Genomic DNA, 19213 nt, shown 5'->3' with positions numbered 1-19213 from the left:
GAAATTGTCAAGACCTTAATTTATTATTAGAACTAATGAAAGAGTTTGTAGTATTGCTTGTTACTACGTTTCCCTCGCAATAATTATAGTTTATATTCCGGTGTTTTACCTGTAATAAGGAATGCCAAGTACCAAGATCGTTCCAAGCAAAATCGGCTTTTATCATGACCATTCCCGAAATATATTCCATTATGGTATTGTCTATAGAAATTGCTGCGATTTCATTATAAGCCTCATTGTCTATGGCCAAACTATTCTCATTTTTTACGGCAGTATTAAATGCTTTTTCTGCAATACAGAATAAATCAGGTTGAAGGTTCATTGCTAAGTTTAAGAAGAAGTTAACATCGTATACACAAATTCCTGAATTCCAAAAATATTCATTACTTTGAAAATGTTTGCTTGCTCTAATATAGGTTGTGCAATTAAATGATCAACTAGATAAACATTTTCTGCAATTGGTAATCCTGTGTTTATATAGCCATACTTGGCACTTATAACATTTATAGGAATATAGTGCAAATGCCGCATTCATTAACATAATGTAAAGCTTTATTTATAGTATTAAGATAATTTATATCATCCGCTATATGATGGTTTGAAGGTAGTAACACTACAATATCAAATCCTAGTGCTGTAGCCGATAATGCCGTAATAATGGCACAAACGGCAGTATTTTTTTGTAAAGGCTCGGTAATTAATGCTATTTCTACATCTATTTCTGCTGCTTGTTCTTTAGTGATTGATTCATATTTTTTGGAAGTAATAATAGTAGGTTGTCCTAAAAATTTATTGCGGTTTAATGTTTGCTGAAGTAAAGTTAGATCACTCAATATTTTTTTAAACTGTTTCGGTTTATCCTTAGATGCCAAAGGCCATAGTCTTTTACCGTTACCTCCTGCCATAATCACCGGTTTTATTAGACTCCTTGCATAACCTCCTTCTAAAGGTAATTTGTATACCTTTGATACTTCAAGATTTGGTACGTTAAATTTCAGGATTTGCCTGTGCTCAGGTATTTTTATACGCTGTACAGGCTCACCACTTATTTGACTCCCAACTTCTGAAGTATCTGCGATATACGTCGATCCAATACTCGCATCCTCACTTACCTTTTTGTATGCTGCGGTGCTGCGTTTCATGTCTTCTTCAAATTCCTCTTTATAAGATAGGTTATGTAAGGAGTCTACTTTCATATATTTTACAACTATTAATTGAATTAAATAATAAAGCGCTTTATAAATAGTTTTAAAAAATATGTCAAGTGAATTAACTATATTGGCAAGTTTTACAATAAAAAGTACTTCTGCCTGAATGTTTTATCTTGATAATAGTGCTAGAGCAGCTTAAACAACTTTGTCCCTCTCTACCGTAAACCTTAAGTTGCTTAGTAAAATAACCAGGTTTGTTATCGCCGTTTACAAAATCTTTAAGAGTAGTACCGCCGGCAGTTATAGCTTTAGTTAACACATCTCTAATCGCTTTAATTAAATTTTCTATTTCATCATTCCTTAAATCGTTACCTGATTTATCCGGATGAATTCTAGCTAAATGCAGACTTTCGGAAGCATAGATATTACCGATTCCGACTATAACTCTATTATCCATAATCAAGTTTTTTATTGGTATTTTTTTAGTTTGTAGCTTATCTTTTAGATATTCTAATGTCAATAAATCAGAAAAAGGCTCTATGCCTAAATCATTAAAAAATTCTTTTTCTAAGAGATCAGTCTTAAAACTATAAATCATACCGAATCGTCTAGTATCGTTGAAAATTAACTTTTCGCCGTTACTTAAATCAAAAATCACATGATCGTGTTTTTGAGTTTTATAATTAGCAGATTGCAGAGTAAATCTGCCGCTCATGCCTAGATGAACTATTAAAGAATAATCATTATTAAAATCTATAATTAAATATTTTGCACGACGCCTAACATCCAGTATATTAGTATTTAAGATTTCTGTAGCTAAAAGCGGGGATAGCTTATAACGTAAATTATCTCTTTTTAACTCTACATTTTCTATAATAAGCCCGATTATCTTATCTTTTAGAGAGTTTTTAAGAGTTTCTACTTCAGGAAGTTCCGGCATTTGATACTAATATTTATAATAAAAAACTATGAACCAAACAAATTTTGGCTTTAAAAAAGTAGACTACACTAAAAAACAAGGCTTAGTAAATAACGTTTTTTCTAATGTCGCTGATAAGTATGATTTAATGAATGACTTAATGAGTTTGGGATTACATCGCTTATGGAAAGATGAATTTATTAGGCAAATTCCAAATCTTAACTCTCATATATTAGATGTTGCTAGCGGTAGCGGTGATATTGCTTTAAAACTTGCTAAAAAAGCAAGAGATAGAGTTAATAATATCTCTTTAACTTTAAGTGATATTAATGAAGAAATGTTAAAGCAAGCTAAGAAAAAAGCAATAGATCTGAATTTATTTCAAAATCTTAAATTTACTGTAGCAAGTGCTGAAGAACTACCGTTTCCGGATGATAGTTTTGATTATTATACTATAGCATTCGGTATTAGAAACGTACCTGATATAAATAAGGCTTTAAAGGAAGCATGTAGGGTTTTAAAGCCAATGGGTAAGTTTATATGTCTTGAGTTTTCAAAAGTAAAGGAAGGGTACATAAAAGATTTCTATAAATTCTACTCATTTAATATTATACCGAGTATTGGTCAAATGATAGCAGGTAATAAAGAGGCATATGAATATTTGGTCGAAAGTATAGATTTATTCCCCTCACAAGACGAGTTTAGAATAATGATTAAAGACGCCGGTTTTGAGGAAGTCGGTTATAAAAATCTAAGTGGCGGAATAGTTGCTATCCACAGTGCGTATACTCAATGAACTTCAAAAATTGGCTACGTCGTTCTACAAGATCTGCGGTACTTACGTATTAAGTATACGCTCCGCTCCTCGACTTGTGAACTCCTTGCTCTTTTTGAAGTTGATCTTCGTATACTATTCTTTATTTTACTTCGGAGTATATAATAGATGATAAGTAATTTTTTTAATTTAATACGTATTTTTCGTATCATCAGTAAAAAGCAAATCTTAATTGATTCAAGAAGTCCTAAATATTGCAGGTTTATCGGTTATATATTAGCCTTATTTTTTGCTCCGGTCTCGTTAATAAAAAAATCACGGGAAGATTACGGCAAACGCTTAATAGATTGTTTAAGTGATCTTGGACCTATTTATATAAAATTTGGACAAACTCTTTCGACAAGAGCCGATTTAGTAGGAACAGAGATAGCAGGTTATTTAAGGTTACTGCAAGATAAGCTACCTCCGTTTGATGGTGGGGTGGCGAGAAGGTTGATAACGTCATTGCGAGGAGACATTTATGTCGACGAAGCAATCTCAGCAAGCAAACAAAAGATTGCCACGCAGTCTATGACTGTGAGCCATGACGCCCTCCCTTTCTTACACCTCGACGATACCCCCATCGCTGCCGCATCAATTTCGCAGGTACATAAAGCACAACTTATAACCGGTGAATATGTTGCGGTAAAAATTTTGCGTCCGGGTATTCATAAAAAATATAACAGAGATATTAAGCTGCTATATTTTCTTGCAAAAATTATCTCAAAATTTTCTAAAGCAAAAAGGCTCAAACCGATTAAAGTAGTCGATAAATTTCATGAAACTATGAAATTTGAGCTTGATTTACGTTTAGAGGCGGCAGCAGCTTCTGAGCTTACGGATAATATGCGAAATGATATTAACGTGATAATCCCTAAAATATATTGGGATTTAACATCAGAAAATATACTAACCACCGAGTGGTTAGACGGCACTTCTATATATGATACTTTGCTACTAAAGGAAATGGGGTTAGAGCCTGCAAAAATATCTCAGGATTTTGCCGTAATGTTTTTCAATCAAGCCTATAGAGACGGATTTTTTCATGCTGATTTACATGCAGGGAATATTTTAGTGAATAAGCAAGGTAAAATAATTTTACTTGATTTCGGTATTATGGGCAGACTTAAAGAAAAAGATCGTTTAGCCGTTGCCGAAAGTCTAGTTGGCTTTTTAAGGCGTGATTATAAATTAGTTGCTAAAGTACATTTAAGAGCCGGCTATATCCCATCAAATACCGATTTAGCTTTATTCGCTCAAAGTTGTAGAGCAGTTACCGAGCCTATAGTAGGGACGCCCATAAAAAATATTTCCATAGGTAAGCTGCTTGCACATTTATTTAAAATCACGGAAGATTTTGGCATGGAAGTACAACCGGAGTTGTTGTTATTGCAAAAGACTTTAATAATGGTGGAAGGGATAGGCAGACAGTTAGACGGTAATGTTAATATGTGGCAGCTCGCCGAACCTTGGATTAAAAAATGGGCCGTGAAAAATCTAAGCCCTGAAGCGAAGTTGTTACGATTGGTAAAGCATGACCTAGATAGTCTAGAGGATATTATTTGACATATAAAAAATTAGCCTTATATATTAAGAAATTTTTTATTATGAAACTAAAAGATTTATTTATTAAATATCCTATTACTACTCCTTTTTTGGTTGATTGTAAAAATGATAAATTAGTATTTCCTTCAGATAAAGAACAAAAATATAAAAGAGACCTAAAAGAAAAAATAGGAGAGGAAGAGTTTGAAAAATTAACGGCTTTAGATAAAATTGTTTAATACCCCGAAAACTTAGAAAATATAGCTTTAGTAAGTATAGAAAGACATCTCGATAAACCATTTATAGTAGCGAAATTGTTTAATGATGTACAACGTGAATATTATAAATCCATATAGATCCCGATAATAATATTAAATCGATTTTGCATTTCTCAGAAATATATTTTATCGGTGATGTAGGGTGAATGCTGGCTGAAGTTTTAAAACGCGAGTATAATGTCGGTACTATACAGCAAAAATCTTTACCGAAAATCATGGAATTATGGCCTGACCCTTACTATTACAACTGGATTCAGAAAAATAAAGAGTATAACAACCCGGATATAGATCCTCAGGTAATGGAGAGTATTGTTTTATTGTGTGGAGAGGTTAGTATGGATTTACCGGTAAATGAAAAATTATAGTAAAAAACCATTGCAAGATAACCATGACTTTTAAAATTAACAAAAATTAAAAAGTAAAATTTTATAAACCTTTAAATTATATAAAGGTATTTAAATGTCTAAAAGCCAAGAGCAAGAGCAGGAATCCATTGATAAGATAAGGCAACAGTTTGATGAAGAATATAAAAATCTTTCGTGGGTTCAAGTTGGATATTTAGCTCTTGGAGCTGACACAGGTAACAAAAAATATGATGAGTTAAATAAACGATATCTAGATCTTAATAAAGATAATTTAGGTATAATACAAAGTGTTATCCAAGCAGTCGGGAATGTTCCTAGTGCATTGCAGTTTACCTGGGAGGCTTCTCAAGTTTTACCTGATCTTGCATTGGAGCTTAATAACCTCAGAAAAGCGAGAAGTGCTACCACTAGTGTAGGTTCTATTGACGCTGGTTGCAAGATGATAGCAGATGCAGCATCGCTTATAAAAAAATGTGCTTCTGTTTTACATTCCGCAACTATATCCAATAGTTCAAAAGAAACTCTTTTACAGTCTAAAGTTATCCCATATCTCTTCTCACGCCTATTTTAAATAAGAGGCTTAGCAAAATAACAAAAAACTTTCAAACTTCCGAAACAGAAAAAATAAATGTATTAGACAAAATAAGTCCTAAATTTATCAGAGAATTATCTACACTAGGAGTAGATTTAATATCTAAAGCACTAGAAAGCGATTTAAACCCAAAAGTACAAGAAATATATAAGAATATTAAACAAAAAAACACGTCATCTCAAGGTGCTATATTAAAAATATACATGACATTTAAAGCACAAAAAATCGCTAAACCTGAATTAATTGCAAATACAGTAGCACTACTTGTAAATTCTAGCGAAAAATTAATTGAAAGTACTCCTTCAGCTATAAAAGCTTATAGTCAGCTTAAAGCAAATCAGCGTTGGACTAAAATTAACCTAAATATGGAAGGGTTAGATACTGAAACTAAAAAAGAGTTATTAAAAGGCAAAAAACCTCAAATAGTAGAGTTAGTTGAAAATGCCAAAAAAATTATTGATAATTTATCTCCTGTTTTAGAAAAAAATTACCGCGATATTTAGATAGTAATAAACAGGATATATTAGATGTTTTAAAACATCCTAAAGTAACGGAAAGAATAGAATCACAAGGGAAAGATCCGGAGTTTATACATAAGGCATTAGATGCATCTACGTCTTTTTTAAAAGAGGCTCTGCCGTCAATTACTAAACTTGCAAGCCTCGCTCTTCCCGATAGCGATAAAGTTGCTGATATAATACAAAAATTTCAGTTAATTAAGCCACTTCCAAAGGAAGAGAAATCAAAAGAAGAAAAGGTAAAAGAGGTAAAGGAATTGATTAGTCTTTTGATACAAATTAAAAACCATAATCCGGAAATAAGAAAAATAATTGAAAAAGACCTTCCTGAACTATTAACAAAACATGTAAGTAGTTTAGGACCGGTTGTAGATGAGTTGTGAAATAAAACACCTAAGGGTCAAAAATTAAAATTAGACGGTGAAAAATTAGTAAAGATAGCCGGTAAGTAAACATGCACCTGAATTAATTCAAATTTCCGATAAATTTAGCAAACATGAATACGGTAAAATTATTATTGCTGGCGTTAAAATGATTATCAGATCCAAAAGTGCTAGGAGTATAGTAGCAGAAACTATAGTTAATTTAGGAAAAAGTAAATTTAGTAAAGATAAATAAGCAGTAGGACCGCATACAAGTAAGGTATTAGAAGAAAGACAAAGAGAGATAGGAAAATCCGGTAGAGGAGCCTAAGTCCTGTACACTTTTAATAGAATATTATGGCTCTAGTTGGCAATTATCAAATTTTTTTGAAATATGCATAACTATTCCTTCAAAAATCTTATTAATTTTCGCTTAAAAAGATCTAATAATTATAATCATTAATCAAAAGTGCACAGGACCTAGAAACATCTTGCTATTATTTGATTAAAATTATATTGTAAATTCAAAGTGTCATTATGAAATTACAAGGATGATAGACAGAAATTATTATTTAACACATATCGCAAGTGCCCTTGAGATATTCCCTATTTGTGCCATGCTCGGTCCAAGGCAATGTGGTAAAACTACTTTAGCTCACGCTTATATTAAACAGCTTAAAGAAGATGAAAAGAGCTACTTTTTTGACCTTGAGGATCCAGCTCACTTAGATCAATTTAAGAATCTTAAAACAACTCTTGAGCCTTTAAACGGTTTAATAGTAATTGATGAAATTCAAAGACAACCTGAAATGTTTCCTTATTTAAGAGTTCTTGCTGACTATTCAAACAAAAAATTTTTAATATTAGGTAGTGCTTCTGGAGAATTATTGCGACAATCTTCAGAATCATTAGCCGGCCGTATTGAATATATGGAGCTTACTCCGTTTAATTTAATAGAGATAAATGATTTTAGGGAGTTATGGTTAAGAGGTGGTTTTCCTAAATCATATTTAGCAAAAAATTATGTCCAAAGTCTTAGATGGCGTAATAGCTACATCACTAGTTTTATCGAGCGTGATTTGCCTAGTTTAGGAATATCTCTTAATGCACATGTAATGAGGCAGTTATGGATGATGCTTGCTTATAATCATGGGCAATTATTAAATTATAGCGAGCTTGGAAGGTCGCTCGGTTTAACGGATATGACTATAAAACGTTATACTGAAATATTAGAGCAAACTTTTATGATTCGGCTATTAAAACCTTGGTATGAAAATATCTCAAAACGTCAAGTGAAAGCACCAAAAGTCTATATACGAGATAGCGGAATACTACATGCATTATTAGGGATTCACGAACATGATTGGTATGTTCATCCAAAACGCGGTCTTTCATTTGAAGGGTTTGTAATAGAGGAGTTAATACGTAAATTTAAAACGGATGCAGAGTATTTTTTTTGGCGAACGCAAACAGGAGCAGAATTAGATTTATTTATTATTAAGAATGGTAAGAAATACGGCTTTGAAGTAAAAAATGCTGATGCTCCTAGTATTACTAAATCAATGCATACCGTTCTTGCCGATTTGCAGTTAGAACATTTATATATTGTTACCGCCGGGAATAATACATATAAAAAAACAGAAAAAATAAGTGTAGTTGGAATAGCGAACTTATCTAATTTACAGCTTGGTTAAAGTATATAAGTTACCATAGTTCATTACCTTTAGTCTTATCATTACTTAATAAATTCATGATGACAATTAGAATCAGTAATATTATCTAGTAATATATCTAATTCAGATTTTTCGGTGCTAATAACTAAACTGTTATTAATTAATTTTAAACTACACATACGGGTTTTTAGTTTTTACGTAAATGAATCTAATAGGAACGCCCGGCATGTCAAAAGCCTCACGCATATTGTTTACTAAATACCTAGTATAGCTATCGGTAATTTTTTCCGGATTATTGGAGAATAGTTTGAAAGTAGGGGGGCGGGTTTTTGTTTGAGTCATATATTTTACACGCACTCTTCTGCCTCCTTTTTGTAAAGGCAGCAGATGTGCTTCCGTAGTAAAATTAAGCCATTCATTTAATTTGCTAGTAGTTATTTTCTTATTCCAAATTTTATAAATTTTAAGACAAGCATCTAGCACTTGTTCAATATTTTGTTTATTTATTGCTGAAATGAATAGAACGGGGATACCTTTAACTTGAGGCAGATGAGTATTTATCTGATAATAAAATTCTTCCTGAAATGCTTCTTTTTCGGATTCTTTAACTAAATCCCATTTATTCACTACTATAACTATACTTCTTCCTTCATTTACCACATGGCTTGCAATATTTAAATCTTGTTGTTTTAAAGGAGCTAAAGCATCAATCATTAAGATTACGGTATTAGCAAATTTAATACTGTTAATAGTATCCGATGCCGATAATTTTTCTAAAGACTCTGTAATAGTAGATTTCTTGCGGAGTCCTGCCGTATCAATCAATTTAATATGATTATTTTTATATTGCCAATCAATTTCAATTGATTCACGAGTAATGCCGGCTTCAGGACCGGTTAATAATCTTTCATCATTAATAAGAGCGTTTATAAAAGTAGATTTTCCGGCGTTAGGTCTGCCACTAACTACTATTTGCAAACAATCTCCTTTAATTGGATCGGCTATATTTGTCTTGATTGATTCTTCTTCAGGTAACTTGGCAATAATTTCGTCATATAAATCAATTAAGCCTGTGCCATGTTCGGCAGAGATAGCTATCATACTATCAAACCCTAATTTGTAGTACTCTTTATCAAAATCAAAAGCTTTCTCGCATTTATTAACTACCAATATAGCAGGCTTATTATATTTTCTAACAAAACTACTAAGTAGCTTATCATCAGGTAATATTCCGCTTCTACCGTCAACCATAAAGCAAATTAAATCTGCCTCTAAAATTGCTTTAGTAGTCTGCTCAATTAACCTCTCTCCCATACTATTAGGATTCTCGTCAAGTCCTGGGGTATCAATTAACAAAAATTCAAAAGAGCCGATTTTGCCGTCTGTATATTTTCTATCTCTAGTGACGCCTGGCAAATCGTGAACGATAGCTTTTTTACGTATGCTTAATCTATTGAAAAGCGTTGATTTGCCTACATTCGGACGGCCAACTAAAGTAATGATTTGCTTAGTCATTATTTAATATATTATTATGGTTAAGAGAACTAATAATGCCCCGATAAAACCTACTATATTTGCTATTATAATAGGTGTATTTTTTATTAATATGCCGTATATAAGCCAACTACAAAGAGCAATAGCACTTATAGTAAAGGCGGGCATAGAAACAGAAGCCGAAGATTGGCAGGTGAAAATCTTATGAGCCTGTACATAGAACATAAAATTGCCGATTGTACCGACAATCGTCATATATTTTTCGTAAAATGTCATGAATTTTGGAGACATATATTTATTTTTAAAAAGTGGTCTATGTCATTCCTGCGTAGGCAGGAATCCATTAAAATCATATAAAAACTTGTTTTTATATGGTTATTTTATCAAATTATGTAACTCCTATATCAATATTAAAGCTATTTTTTTGGACTCCCGCCTACGCGGGAATGACATACGGCATCCTAAGATAGCAACATTCCACATTGACTATCCCTTAAAACTCGCAATTACCGGTATATGATCTGAAGGTTTTTCTTGAGTCCTTAAATTATAATCCATATAGCAATTTTCTAAATAGTCAATAGTATTATTACAACCAAGAATCATATCAATCCTCATACCTTTATTTTGTTCAAAACATCCGGCTCTATAATCCCACCATGAAAATTCTTGTTTACTCGGATGCATTAATCTGTATAAATCCTCAAATCCGGAATTTAGAATAGTGCGTAATTTTTTTTGTTCAACCTCAGTAAAACAAGTAGTTTCAGCCAGTAGCTTAGGTGAATATACGTCTATATCGAACGGTGCAATATTGAAATCACCGCCTATGATAGTTTTTTCGTCAAAAGATTTTTTAGTTGATAGATAATTGATAAAATTATCATAAAATGCTAGTTTTGCTACAAATTTATCGCTACCGACAAATGAACCGTTAGGAGCATAGAGCGAGATTATATTACAAAACCCTATAGGTAATGATAATTTTATTTCTAAGAATCTTGCTTGATCACTGCAGTAATTATTCGGAAAATCCTTAATTATTTCATCGGCAGGAAATTTTGAAATTATAGCAACGCCGTTATATGATTTTTGTCCGTGAACATAAGAATTATAAGGTAGATCGGATAATGCATCAAAAGGAAATTTTGCGGTTTCGCATTTTATTTCTTGCAATAATAAAATATCCGGATTTTCTTTAGATAAAAAATTACGCAATAAATTAAGTCTTGTTTTTATGGAATTAATATTCCAAGTAGCTATCTTCATGTTTGTTTTGCTATATCTTCTAATTTTGTATTACGGAATCGCCACTCAAGAAAACCAAAATGATAAACTAAGAGACTAGTAATAAATGCTCTGGCAATTACTATACTCATTGAATATTTTATTGTATGATAATTTGGATTCCCACTGTACATATCTAATAATATGCTAAAAGCTATACCCCATAAATACAGTGATTGCAATACTAACTCCTCTTGGTGTCCTCTTAATTGAATTTTCTTTCATAATAAAATCTCGTAATATTGTATCGCAATTAGCTGTAATGAAAGCAAAAAACGGTCTCCAAAAACTTAGAGGCTCAATTTTGTGAATAATAACCATTGCAACTCCTCTCAGTAGTATAAGTAGCTCCTGCTGTCATGTCGGCATTGCCGCTTTGAATATCTAACTTGATACCAGCTATCTTGATTGTACTCAATATTGATACCTATTTTTTCAGCAATAGCGTTCATTAATTCTATATCCATATCGGAAACGGTAGTATGACCGTTTGAAGCAGCAATTAAGTATTGATAAGGCTCATTTACATACTATGCATTTATCAAAGTTTTTTTATCAGCTGTCCCTTCGCATTCTAAAATTGCTTGTTGTTCGTTCGTGCCTATGCTTAAAGCATACAAATTTTTAGAAATGAGAAGTATAAAAACCAAAGCCTTTAAGCACGAACTACTTTAATTTCACCGTCAGAAAATTTAATATTAAAAATTTTTTCATTCGCAGCAGTAATTTTAGAAGATAAAAAATTACCCGTTTCTCCTTTAACTATAGCAAAACCTCGTTTTAATACGTTGTGATAATCAAGGCTTGCAAGTAACGTACTATTTAATTCTAATTTATACTCAAAGTTTTTCAAAGTATTATTTGCCGATTTTGATAGATAAGCTGTTTGATGTGTTAATTCTAATGTTTTGTAATTGATTATTTTAGCAGGGTTAACTCTTTCTTTAGAAAAAGACTTTATCTTTGTTTCTTGTAGTTCAATAAAGCACGGTAAAGCATCTAGTAAATTAAAACCGGTTTCGTCCAGTAACTGCTGCCTATTATTTATATAGTGAGAGAGATATCTGTGTATTTTATTGTAATTTACTATATTTTGTTCGTGATATTTAATTAACCGGCTAGTATTATTCAATAATATTTGTTCATAAGATTGTAGCGTATTATTTAAAATAGAGCGTACCGGTACAGCAAATTCTGCGGCAGCAGTCGGTGTTGGAGCTCTTTTATCGGCTGCTAAATCTATTAAAGTATAATCCACTTCATGACCTACTGCGGAAATAATAGGAATTTTTGAGTTATAAGCAGCACGTACTAATATCTCATCGTTAAATGACCAAAGATCTTCTATAGAACCGCCACCTCTAGCAACGATTATAACACGTGGTTTATTTACCTCTTCTAAATTGTTAAATCCTTCAATTGCTTCAGCAATTTCATTGCCAGAATTTTCGCCTTGTACGCTAACCGGCCATATTATTATCCGAGTCGGAAAACGTTCGCGAATACGATGAATAATATCTTTAATAACAGCACCGGTTATTGAAGTGATAACGCCTATTTTATCAGGTAAAAAGGGTATAGGAATACGTATTTTATTAAATAAGCCTTCTTTCTCGAGCCTTGCTTTACGCTCATTTAGAATTTGCAGCATAGCTCCAAGTCCTGTGGGTTGCAAATTATCTACCGATAATTGATAACGTGAATTACCTGCATAACTTGAGAGTTTACCGCTAATTACTACTTCCATGCCGTCATTTAAAGGAAATTTGATTTTAGCAAGAATAGGACGCCAGCAAGTACAGGCTAAAATGGCGGTATTTTCTTTTAAGTTAAAATAAGCATGACCTGAGTTTGCTATTTTTAAGCCTGAAATTTCGCCTTTTACCTTAATATAGCCAAAATTATTTTCTAATAGCTCTTTGATTTTATTAGAAATCTCACTAACTGAAAACTCTTTGGTTGCTTGATGCGCAATGAAATTGTCTAGCATTTTATTAGTACTTGGTTTTTTGCGCTGAGGGTAACACATTATTCGTCATTACGAGGAGAAACTATAAGTTTTGACGAAGCAATCTCAGGAGTTTATCCTACTTCATGAGATGGCCACGTCGATGCTATGCATCTCCTCGCAATGATGATTATCATCTCCATAGAATAACCTTGTACTACAAAAGAGCAAGCAAAATTTTTTATTATTTGATATATTGCTAATAGCTTGCTATTATTTTTTACTATTAAAATATATTTATTAATATAAATGCTACTGCGAATAATATGTTTGCTTATTATCATAATATTTTCTTTGGTAAGTTTTGCCGCTCTTTCTAAGAATGGTCAAAATATTAAAATAAGCAATATTATAGCTGACTTCGTAGAGTATAATGAAAATCAGGATTTGATATATGCTAAAGGTAATATAAGAATTATCACGGATGAGTATTTATTAACAGCAGATAATTTACTTTATGATATAGAAAACGATATTTTAAGGGCAGAAGGTAATATCCGAATTAAGGATAAACAAAATCGGATAATAGAGGGAGACAAAGCGGTTTTAAAAGATGAATTTAAGAAAGGTATCATATCGGAATTCATTTTGCTTTCCGGTGATAATAATCTTTTAATTGCTAAACTTGCCGAAAGAATAGATGAAAATAATCTTAAGCTGCATCATGCCGAGTTTACCCCTTGTGATGTTGCTTGTAATAGAAATCCTATTTGGCAAATTGCTGCTAAGGATACTTATATTCATTCCGCAGAGCATAGAGTAGTTTATAAAAACGTGTTTTTTGAAGTGTACGGTGTACCGATTTGTTACTTACCGTATTTTTTCCATCCGACTCATACGGCCCCTGCAACTTCTGGATTATTGGTACCTGACGTCAAAAATAAAGGGTTTGGCATCCCCCTATATCTACGTGCAAAACCTAATATCGATTTTACTCTCACTCCAAGAATTTTTAGTAAATATCAAACTTATGAGCTAGAAGCACGTTATCGCCTGAATGATACCGATAATATGAATTTTCAAGTTAGTTACGGTAAATTACCGTATTTTCTAGAAAAAGATGGAAGTGTAGTGAAAAATAAAAAAGTTTCTTCTTATCATTATACAGCAAGCGGTAATTTTATTAGTACCGATAAAGTTTATGATTACGGTTTCAGGGTGGAGCGTACATCGGATAAAGCTTATTTAAAAAATTATTATAATAACTACGCTTCATATTTAACTTCTAAAATATTCTTAAATAAAATTCATGAGGCTGATTATTTTTCGGCGGAAGGATTAAGTTTTCAAGGCTTAGGTAGTAATGATCGTAAATATACCGATCCTCTAGTATTACCAAAAATCAATACAAAAAACATGATAAATTTGAATGATAATGACAACAGCCATATCGTTGTTGAAAATAATACGTTAATGTACAAAGAAAGAATAGGAAAACAAGTTGCTAGAACCTCTTTGCAACTATCCTTTATGCATAATGTGCTGACTGCTTCAGGACAAATTTTTGATTTTGCTGCTAAAGATAGAGGCGATTTTTATCTTGCTAGGTGGGATTATGTAGATAAGCCGAGAGAAAGTAAAGCATTTCAAAGGAATATACCGGAATTGCAAACTTTATGGCGTTATCCGTTAGTAGGCAATATAACAAAAACGATAAATTTAATTATTGAGCCGGTAGTTTCTTTTACTATGGGACGTAAACTATCTAAGAAAGATAAAAAATTTGTTATAATTGATCCTGCTAAATATGAATTATCCGAAAAAAATATCTTTTTATCCAACCGTTATAGCGGTATTGATTGCCATGATTTCGGTAATAGATTAAGTTACGGCTTAAATACTAGTATTGCTAAAGAAGAAAATTATTTAAAATTATTTTTAGGACACTCCCGTAATACAAGATATAGTATAAATTTGCCAGCTGATGATAAGGACAATGTAGGGCAGATACTAGGTAATCTTTCTAATAATTTAGAAGTGTTTTATAGCTTTCGGAAAGATAGATATTTCAGACCTATTAGGGATGAAGTGGGAGGAAATTTTAACTATGATAAGATTAACTTTCTAGGTAGTTTTATTCAGCTTACCAATCTTAACAAAGATTATTCCGTAGAAAGTATAAAGGTTTCAAATAATAGAGTACGACAATTTTATGGAGACATAAATTATCAGCTAGCGGAAAATTGGACTATAGGCTTTGGTGCACGCATTGATCTCTCTAGACGGTCTCCAAATTTACTTACGCGAACTATTAGGATGACATATGCTAAAGATTGTGTTAGAATTACTGCAAAGATTTATTCCGATTATATAGCCGATGAAAGTAGAGGAATCAAAAAGACTACCTCTTCGCCGACTATTTCTATCGGTTTAAAAGTTTTAAACATGTGAGTATACTCGTTTTATTTGAAAAATTGGCTATGTCGTCTTATAAGTTCTGCGGTGCTCACGTACTAAATGTACGCTCCGCTCCTTGACTTATAGACTCCTTGGTCTTTTCCAAATAAAACTTCGTCTACTTACTGGTCACTTATTCAGAGTATCACATGAGAAAATTATTATTAATCATTACCGTTTTTTTTACTTTTAATGTAGCACAAGCATCATTACCGAATATAGTAGCATCCGTAAATGATGAACCTATTACTCTTAATGAGTTCCGTGCTAGAAAAAAAATGATTATGGCACTAAATAATGTTGAAAGTCTAACGCCTGCTCAAGATAAGCAGCTAAGTGACTTAGCACTTAAGAGCTTAATTGACGAATCTTTGCTTTTTCAATATGCAGGAGATAGAGAAATTCCGCAAGAAGAGATAGAGAACGCTATTAAGTCTATTGAAGATCGTAATAAAATGCCTCACGGTTCTCTTCTTCAGTATCTAAAAAGCAGATCAGTTAATCCTGATAGTTTTATTTCCCAAATTAAATCTGAGTTGATTAAAATGAATATTTTATCAAGTCTATCAAGATCGGTACAAGTAAGTAATAAAGAAATAGATGTTGCAATTTTATCTAGCGATCAAAAAGACGTAGAAATTTCAATGCAAGTATTTACATCTAAAGATGGTGGCAATAAAGCGTTTACGCAGATGAATAATTTGAAAAATCGACTAAAAAAATGTGCGGATGTTAAAAAATCGCTTTATGATAATTTTGCTACTATGCAAATTATTACCGATAAGCTTAGCAAGATAGAAGGTGTAAAACAAACTATTGTAAAGGACTTAACTCCTGATAAAGCAAGTAATGTTTTTGAAGTAAATAACAAATTTGAAATAACATTAGTGTGCAGCAAAAAAATATTAAATGTTAATGAAGATGAAAATAATTATGTAGTAAATTTCCTAACCAATAAAAAGATTTCGCAAAAAGCACAAAAAATGTTTGAAAATATGCGTAAGAAAGCAGCTATAAAAATAATGCTGCCGTCTTAGTGTGTTATTCTATGTCATTCCCGCGTAGGCGGGAATCCAGACAAATAACCTTGATTATTAATACAGAATTATATTTGATAAAAACAAACATATAAAAACAAGTTTTTATATGTTTTACTGGATTCCCGCTTTCACGGGAATGACATACCCTATGCTCCCTTCAATTGCAAAACACGCAGCTTTACATCAAGTTAATCCTCTTAAAAAGCACGGACAAAATTTTATTTTTGACAGTAGTCTATGTGATAAAATCGTACGTGCAAGTAACCTGGCAGAAAATAGCCGAGTATTAGAAATAGGGCCCGGCACAGGAGGGTTAACTAGGTCAATATTGCAGAAAAATCCTGAATCCTTAACTGTTATAGAAACAGATGAGAGATGCCTCCCGCTCCTTAATGAGATTAAAGAATATTATCCTAATCTAAATATTATTAAACAAGATGCTCTTAAAATAAATTTAACTGATTTAAGCTGTGATATAGTCAATTCAGTTGGATTTGCATACAAGAAGCGAGAAGCGAAGCCTATAACTAATAGGAGAGCGAACGATATAGGCGAGTCTAAATCAATTGACTATAAAGTAACTATAATCTCTAATTTACCGTACCATATAGGTACTGAGTTAGTGATTAGATGGCTGAAAGAAGCACGGCTAATTACTAGTATGACGCTAATGTTACAAAAGGAAGTAGTAGAACGTATTTGTGCTATACCCTCAACTAAAGCATATGGCAGGTTATCGGTAATATGTCAGTTAATAGCTAAAGTGGAAAAGTGCTTTGACGTAGCGCCAACTGCTTTCTATCCACCTCCTAAAGTATATTCTGCGATAGTTAAACTAATACCTTTAGAAAATTCGCCGTCTATTGCTCTGATAAATAAAGTTGAGCAAATAACAAAGCTTGCTTTTGCAGGACGACGGAAAATGATCAAATCATCACTGAAAAATCTTGTACCTAATATACATGAAGTATTAACTCAGTTGAAAATCAATGATAATTATCGCGCTGAAAATCTTGCCCCTCAAGATTATTTGAGAATTGCTGAAATACTATAGCTTGCATCATTCAGCTTTATCTAACTTTTTTGCTTCTGCTTCTTGCTGTAGTTTATATTCTGCTGCTTTTTCGTCTATATAGTTAAAAAAGAAATAACAGAAAGTTAAAAAACTAGTCAAAACTATGCATTTTGAACTTTTAATTTCTTTTCTTCCTTTTCATCAATATAAGACTCAGAGGTTAAAATTTCTTCTTTATATTTTAACTCTTTAAAATTAGCTTATATATTAATGATAGAGTTTAATTATCATGTGAGAGAAGTAATTTATAGGGGGGAATAAGTTAATAATTATATATTTAATAAATCTATCTTACTCAAAAATACGGCTTTTTCTATTTACTAGGTAAATACAATTTAGTTCTTGAGTCTTATAATAAAGCAATTGAACTTGATCCTACAAATTCTAAAGCACAATATAATAAACAACATTTATTAAAGCGTATGTGTTATTAAGTAAAAAACGCTGCAAAGCTTTTACTTATTGCCTTTTCAATCTATTCTGTTTGCTAGATTTCTTTAGTCTAAAATAAGCGAAGCAGTGATGCTATTCGTCTATTGTAATTTGCTTGATTTCGACAATTGTCTTATACAAATGTTCAGCTAAAGTAAACATATTAAATAGCATTGGCTTGGTGGTTAGTGTTTTGTGGCAATCTCTAAATCAGTTTCACTCATAATATCTAGTTGCGATGTGAATTAATACATTAGGGTCACAGCTACGCATTAATTTCGGTTATCGCTACAGGTTTCCTTGATATCAACAGCCTCAAGTGCCTATAAGATATTTAAAAGTTCCAGGGTGAGCGAAAAAAGACGTTTAGTAAATTTAATATTTGGGAACTTAATATTGAAACCTGAAAAGCTTGATTTTATGCTACGTTCGCTGTTTGATACATTGGTGAATTTGCCTAAAAATGGCGAATGGTACCCGCGGCCGGACTTGAACCGGCAAGAGCTTACGCTCCACGGATTTTAAGTCCGTTATGTCTACCATTCCATCACGCGGGCAGCTGTGGATATTAAGGTTGCATTTGCTAAGTGGACAGATTAATAAAAAAAATACGAAAAAGCAAGTACTTTTATCGTTAATATATTAGTCTGATATGAAATAAGTTATTAAACACATTTAAAATCGTTAGTTTACTCATTAATTTATTAGATAATTAACTTAAATAGTGACAAAATAGTAATAATATGATAGATTAGTTTCAGGAAGTAATACTTTCTCTTGCATGTTATTGACATGTTTATTGACAAATGCCGCAAGGTAAGGTAGTTTTGCATAATGAATTTTTATCGGCTCTTATATTTAAGTAAGGCTTAAAGTAAAATTTAAGTTTTAGTTATTATAAGCGTGTGTTAAGTTCAAATAAGTAATTTCTATCTAATAAAGGTTTTTATGGCTACAAATATAGTAGGTAAAGTTAAGTGGTATAATTCTACAAAGAATTTTGGATTTATTGAACAGGACAATGGCGGCAAAGATGTGTTTGTACACAAATCAGCCGTAGACGCAGCAGGTTTACATAGCCTTGAAGAAGGACAAGATGTAATTTTTGATCTTGAAGAAAAGCAAGGAAAAGCCTATGCTGTTAACCTCAGAATTAAATAAATTTATAATACCAAAAGCAGCTATCCAAAATTGTTTATAATTTAGGGTAGCCTAGTCATCTTTATCAAAATAGTAAATATTTTGTTTTTGTCTTATAATAAC

The 19213-nt window shown here is 32.1% G+C and carries 21 protein-coding genes and 1 tRNA gene; 12 read left to right on the top strand and 10 right to left on the bottom strand.

Annotation, left to right across the window (positions count from 1 at the left end; translation table 11 throughout):
- Positions 1 to 7 precede the first annotated feature (7 nt).
- From ACSFFC_RS00685 to mutM, 3 genes are all read right to left on the bottom strand, one after another.
- The gene (locus ACSFFC_RS00685; protein WP_045798641.1) at positions 8 to 322 is read right to left on the bottom strand and encodes a mannose-1-phosphate guanylyltransferase; all 315 of its coding nucleotides are present in this window, start codon (positions 320 to 322) and stop codon (positions 8 to 10) included.
- A 181-nt stretch (positions 323 to 503) separates the two neighbouring features.
- Complete coding sequence (locus ACSFFC_RS00680; protein ID WP_014410968.1) at positions 504 to 1196, bottom strand: sugar phosphate nucleotidyltransferase; 693 nt, start codon at positions 1194 to 1196, stop codon at positions 504 to 506.
- Positions 1197 to 1269: 73 nt separating this feature from the next.
- Positions 1270 to 2091: a bifunctional DNA-formamidopyrimidine glycosylase/DNA-(apurinic or apyrimidinic site) lyase gene (gene mutM, locus ACSFFC_RS00675; RefSeq protein WP_014410967.1), complete on the bottom strand. Its 822-nt coding sequence runs from the start codon at positions 2089 to 2091 to the stop codon at positions 1270 to 1272.
- A gap of 28 nt (positions 2092 to 2119) precedes the next feature.
- On the opposite strand from mutM, the gene ubiE reads away from it, so the two are divergent.
- From ubiE to ACSFFC_RS00640, 7 genes are all read left to right on the top strand, one after another.
- The gene (ubiE, locus tag ACSFFC_RS00670) at positions 2120 to 2866 is read left to right on the top strand and encodes a bifunctional demethylmenaquinone methyltransferase/2-methoxy-6-polyprenyl-1,4-benzoquinol methylase UbiE (protein ID WP_004997739.1); all 747 of its coding nucleotides are present in this window, start codon (positions 2120 to 2122) and stop codon (positions 2864 to 2866) included.
- A 147-nt stretch (positions 2867 to 3013) separates the two neighbouring features.
- Positions 3014 to 4450: a 2-polyprenylphenol 6-hydroxylase gene (gene ubiB / locus ACSFFC_RS00665; protein WP_014410966.1), complete on the top strand. Its 1437-nt coding sequence runs from the start codon at positions 3014 to 3016 to the stop codon at positions 4448 to 4450.
- The gene (locus tag ACSFFC_RS00660) at positions 4447 to 4668 is read left to right on the top strand and encodes a hypothetical protein (protein ID WP_014410965.1); all 222 of its coding nucleotides are present in this window, start codon (positions 4447 to 4449) and stop codon (positions 4666 to 4668) included. Before ubiB ends, ACSFFC_RS00660 begins: the two co-directional genes overlap by 4 nt.
- Before the next feature lie 185 nt (positions 4669 to 4853).
- Positions 4854 to 5072: a hypothetical protein gene (locus ACSFFC_RS00655; protein WP_014410964.1), complete on the top strand. Its 219-nt coding sequence runs from the start codon at positions 4854 to 4856 to the stop codon at positions 5070 to 5072.
- A gap of 94 nt (positions 5073 to 5166) precedes the next feature.
- Complete coding sequence (locus ACSFFC_RS00650; RefSeq protein WP_041472232.1) at positions 5167 to 5643, top strand: hypothetical protein; 477 nt, start codon at positions 5167 to 5169, stop codon at positions 5641 to 5643.
- A gap of 224 nt (positions 5644 to 5867) precedes the next feature.
- Positions 5868 to 6167, top strand: coding sequence for a hypothetical protein (locus tag ACSFFC_RS00645; RefSeq protein ID WP_041472104.1), 300 nt, complete (start codon positions 5868 to 5870; stop codon positions 6165 to 6167).
- 928 nt (positions 6168 to 7095) lie between these two features.
- Positions 7096 to 8238, top strand: coding sequence for an ATP-binding protein (locus ACSFFC_RS00640; protein WP_014410963.1), 1143 nt, complete (start codon positions 7096 to 7098; stop codon positions 8236 to 8238).
- A 150-nt stretch (positions 8239 to 8388) separates the two neighbouring features.
- Here the strand turns inward: ACSFFC_RS00640 and der are convergent, their stop codons facing one another.
- The 6 genes from der to ACSFFC_RS00610 all read right to left on the bottom strand — a co-directional run bounded on the left by der (position 8389) and on the right by ACSFFC_RS00610 (position 13290).
- The gene (gene der, locus ACSFFC_RS00635; protein WP_014410962.1) at positions 8389 to 9732 is read right to left on the bottom strand and encodes a ribosome biogenesis GTPase Der; all 1344 of its coding nucleotides are present in this window, start codon (positions 9730 to 9732) and stop codon (positions 8389 to 8391) included.
- 3 nt (positions 9733 to 9735) lie between these two features.
- Complete coding sequence (locus ACSFFC_RS00630; RefSeq protein ID WP_010977607.1) at positions 9736 to 10002, bottom strand: SemiSWEET family sugar transporter; 267 nt, start codon at positions 10000 to 10002, stop codon at positions 9736 to 9738.
- A gap of 195 nt (positions 10003 to 10197) precedes the next feature.
- Positions 10198 to 10980, bottom strand: coding sequence for an exodeoxyribonuclease III (xth, locus tag ACSFFC_RS00625; protein ID WP_012736964.1), 783 nt, complete (start codon positions 10978 to 10980; stop codon positions 10198 to 10200).
- Positions 10977 to 11180, bottom strand: coding sequence for a hypothetical protein (locus tag ACSFFC_RS00620; protein ID WP_014410961.1), 204 nt, complete (start codon positions 11178 to 11180; stop codon positions 10977 to 10979). Before ACSFFC_RS00620 ends, xth begins: the two co-directional genes overlap by 4 nt.
- A 473-nt stretch (positions 11181 to 11653) precedes the next feature.
- Entirely contained in the window at positions 11654 to 12988 is a 1335-nt protein-coding gene (gene xseA, locus ACSFFC_RS00615; RefSeq protein ID WP_014410959.1) for an exodeoxyribonuclease VII large subunit, read from the bottom strand.
- Between the two features lie 92 nt (positions 12989 to 13080).
- Entirely contained in the window at positions 13081 to 13290 is a 210-nt protein-coding gene (locus ACSFFC_RS00610; RefSeq protein WP_014273704.1) for a hypothetical protein, read from the bottom strand.
- On the opposite strand from ACSFFC_RS00610, the gene ACSFFC_RS00605 reads away from it, so the two are divergent.
- From ACSFFC_RS00605 to ACSFFC_RS00590, 4 genes are all read left to right on the top strand, one after another.
- The gene (locus ACSFFC_RS00605; RefSeq protein WP_041472231.1) at positions 13256 to 15397 is read left to right on the top strand and encodes an LPS-assembly protein LptD; all 2142 of its coding nucleotides are present in this window, start codon (positions 13256 to 13258) and stop codon (positions 15395 to 15397) included. The two genes, ACSFFC_RS00610 and ACSFFC_RS00605, sit on opposite strands and share 35 nt — an antisense overlap.
- 155 nt (positions 15398 to 15552) lie before the next feature.
- Positions 15553 to 16440, top strand: coding sequence for a SurA N-terminal domain-containing protein (locus ACSFFC_RS00600; protein WP_004997756.1), 888 nt, complete (start codon positions 15553 to 15555; stop codon positions 16438 to 16440).
- 151 nt (positions 16441 to 16591) lie between these two features.
- Entirely contained in the window at positions 16592 to 17497 is a 906-nt protein-coding gene (gene rsmA / locus ACSFFC_RS00595; RefSeq protein ID WP_004997757.1) for a 16S rRNA (adenine(1518)-N(6)/adenine(1519)-N(6))-dimethyltransferase RsmA, read from the top strand.
- A gap of 305 nt (positions 17498 to 17802) precedes the next feature.
- Positions 17803 to 17952 carry a tetratricopeptide repeat protein gene (locus tag ACSFFC_RS00590; RefSeq protein ID WP_146610389.1) on the top strand — a complete coding sequence of 50 codons (150 nt, stop codon included), beginning with the start codon at positions 17803 to 17805 and terminating at the stop codon, positions 17950 to 17952.
- A 469-nt stretch (positions 17953 to 18421) separates the two neighbouring features.
- Here ACSFFC_RS00590 and ACSFFC_RS00585 read toward each other — a convergent pair.
- Positions 18422 to 18507: transfer RNA gene (locus ACSFFC_RS00585), tRNA-Leu, on the bottom strand.
- A 391-nt stretch (positions 18508 to 18898) separates the two neighbouring features.
- On the opposite strand from ACSFFC_RS00585, the gene ACSFFC_RS00580 reads away from it, so the two are divergent.
- Positions 18899 to 19111: a cold-shock protein gene (locus ACSFFC_RS00580; protein WP_004997759.1), complete on the top strand. Its 213-nt coding sequence runs from the start codon at positions 18899 to 18901 to the stop codon at positions 19109 to 19111.
- Positions 19112 to 19213: the final 102 nt, after the last annotated feature.

This window comes from Rickettsia parkeri, from assembly GCF_051427245.1.
GTDB lineage: Bacteria > Pseudomonadota > Alphaproteobacteria > Rickettsiales > Rickettsiaceae > Rickettsia > Rickettsia rickettsii.
The sequence above is the reverse complement of the archived record's forward strand: the minus strand, read 5'-3'. Positions and strand labels throughout refer to the sequence as shown.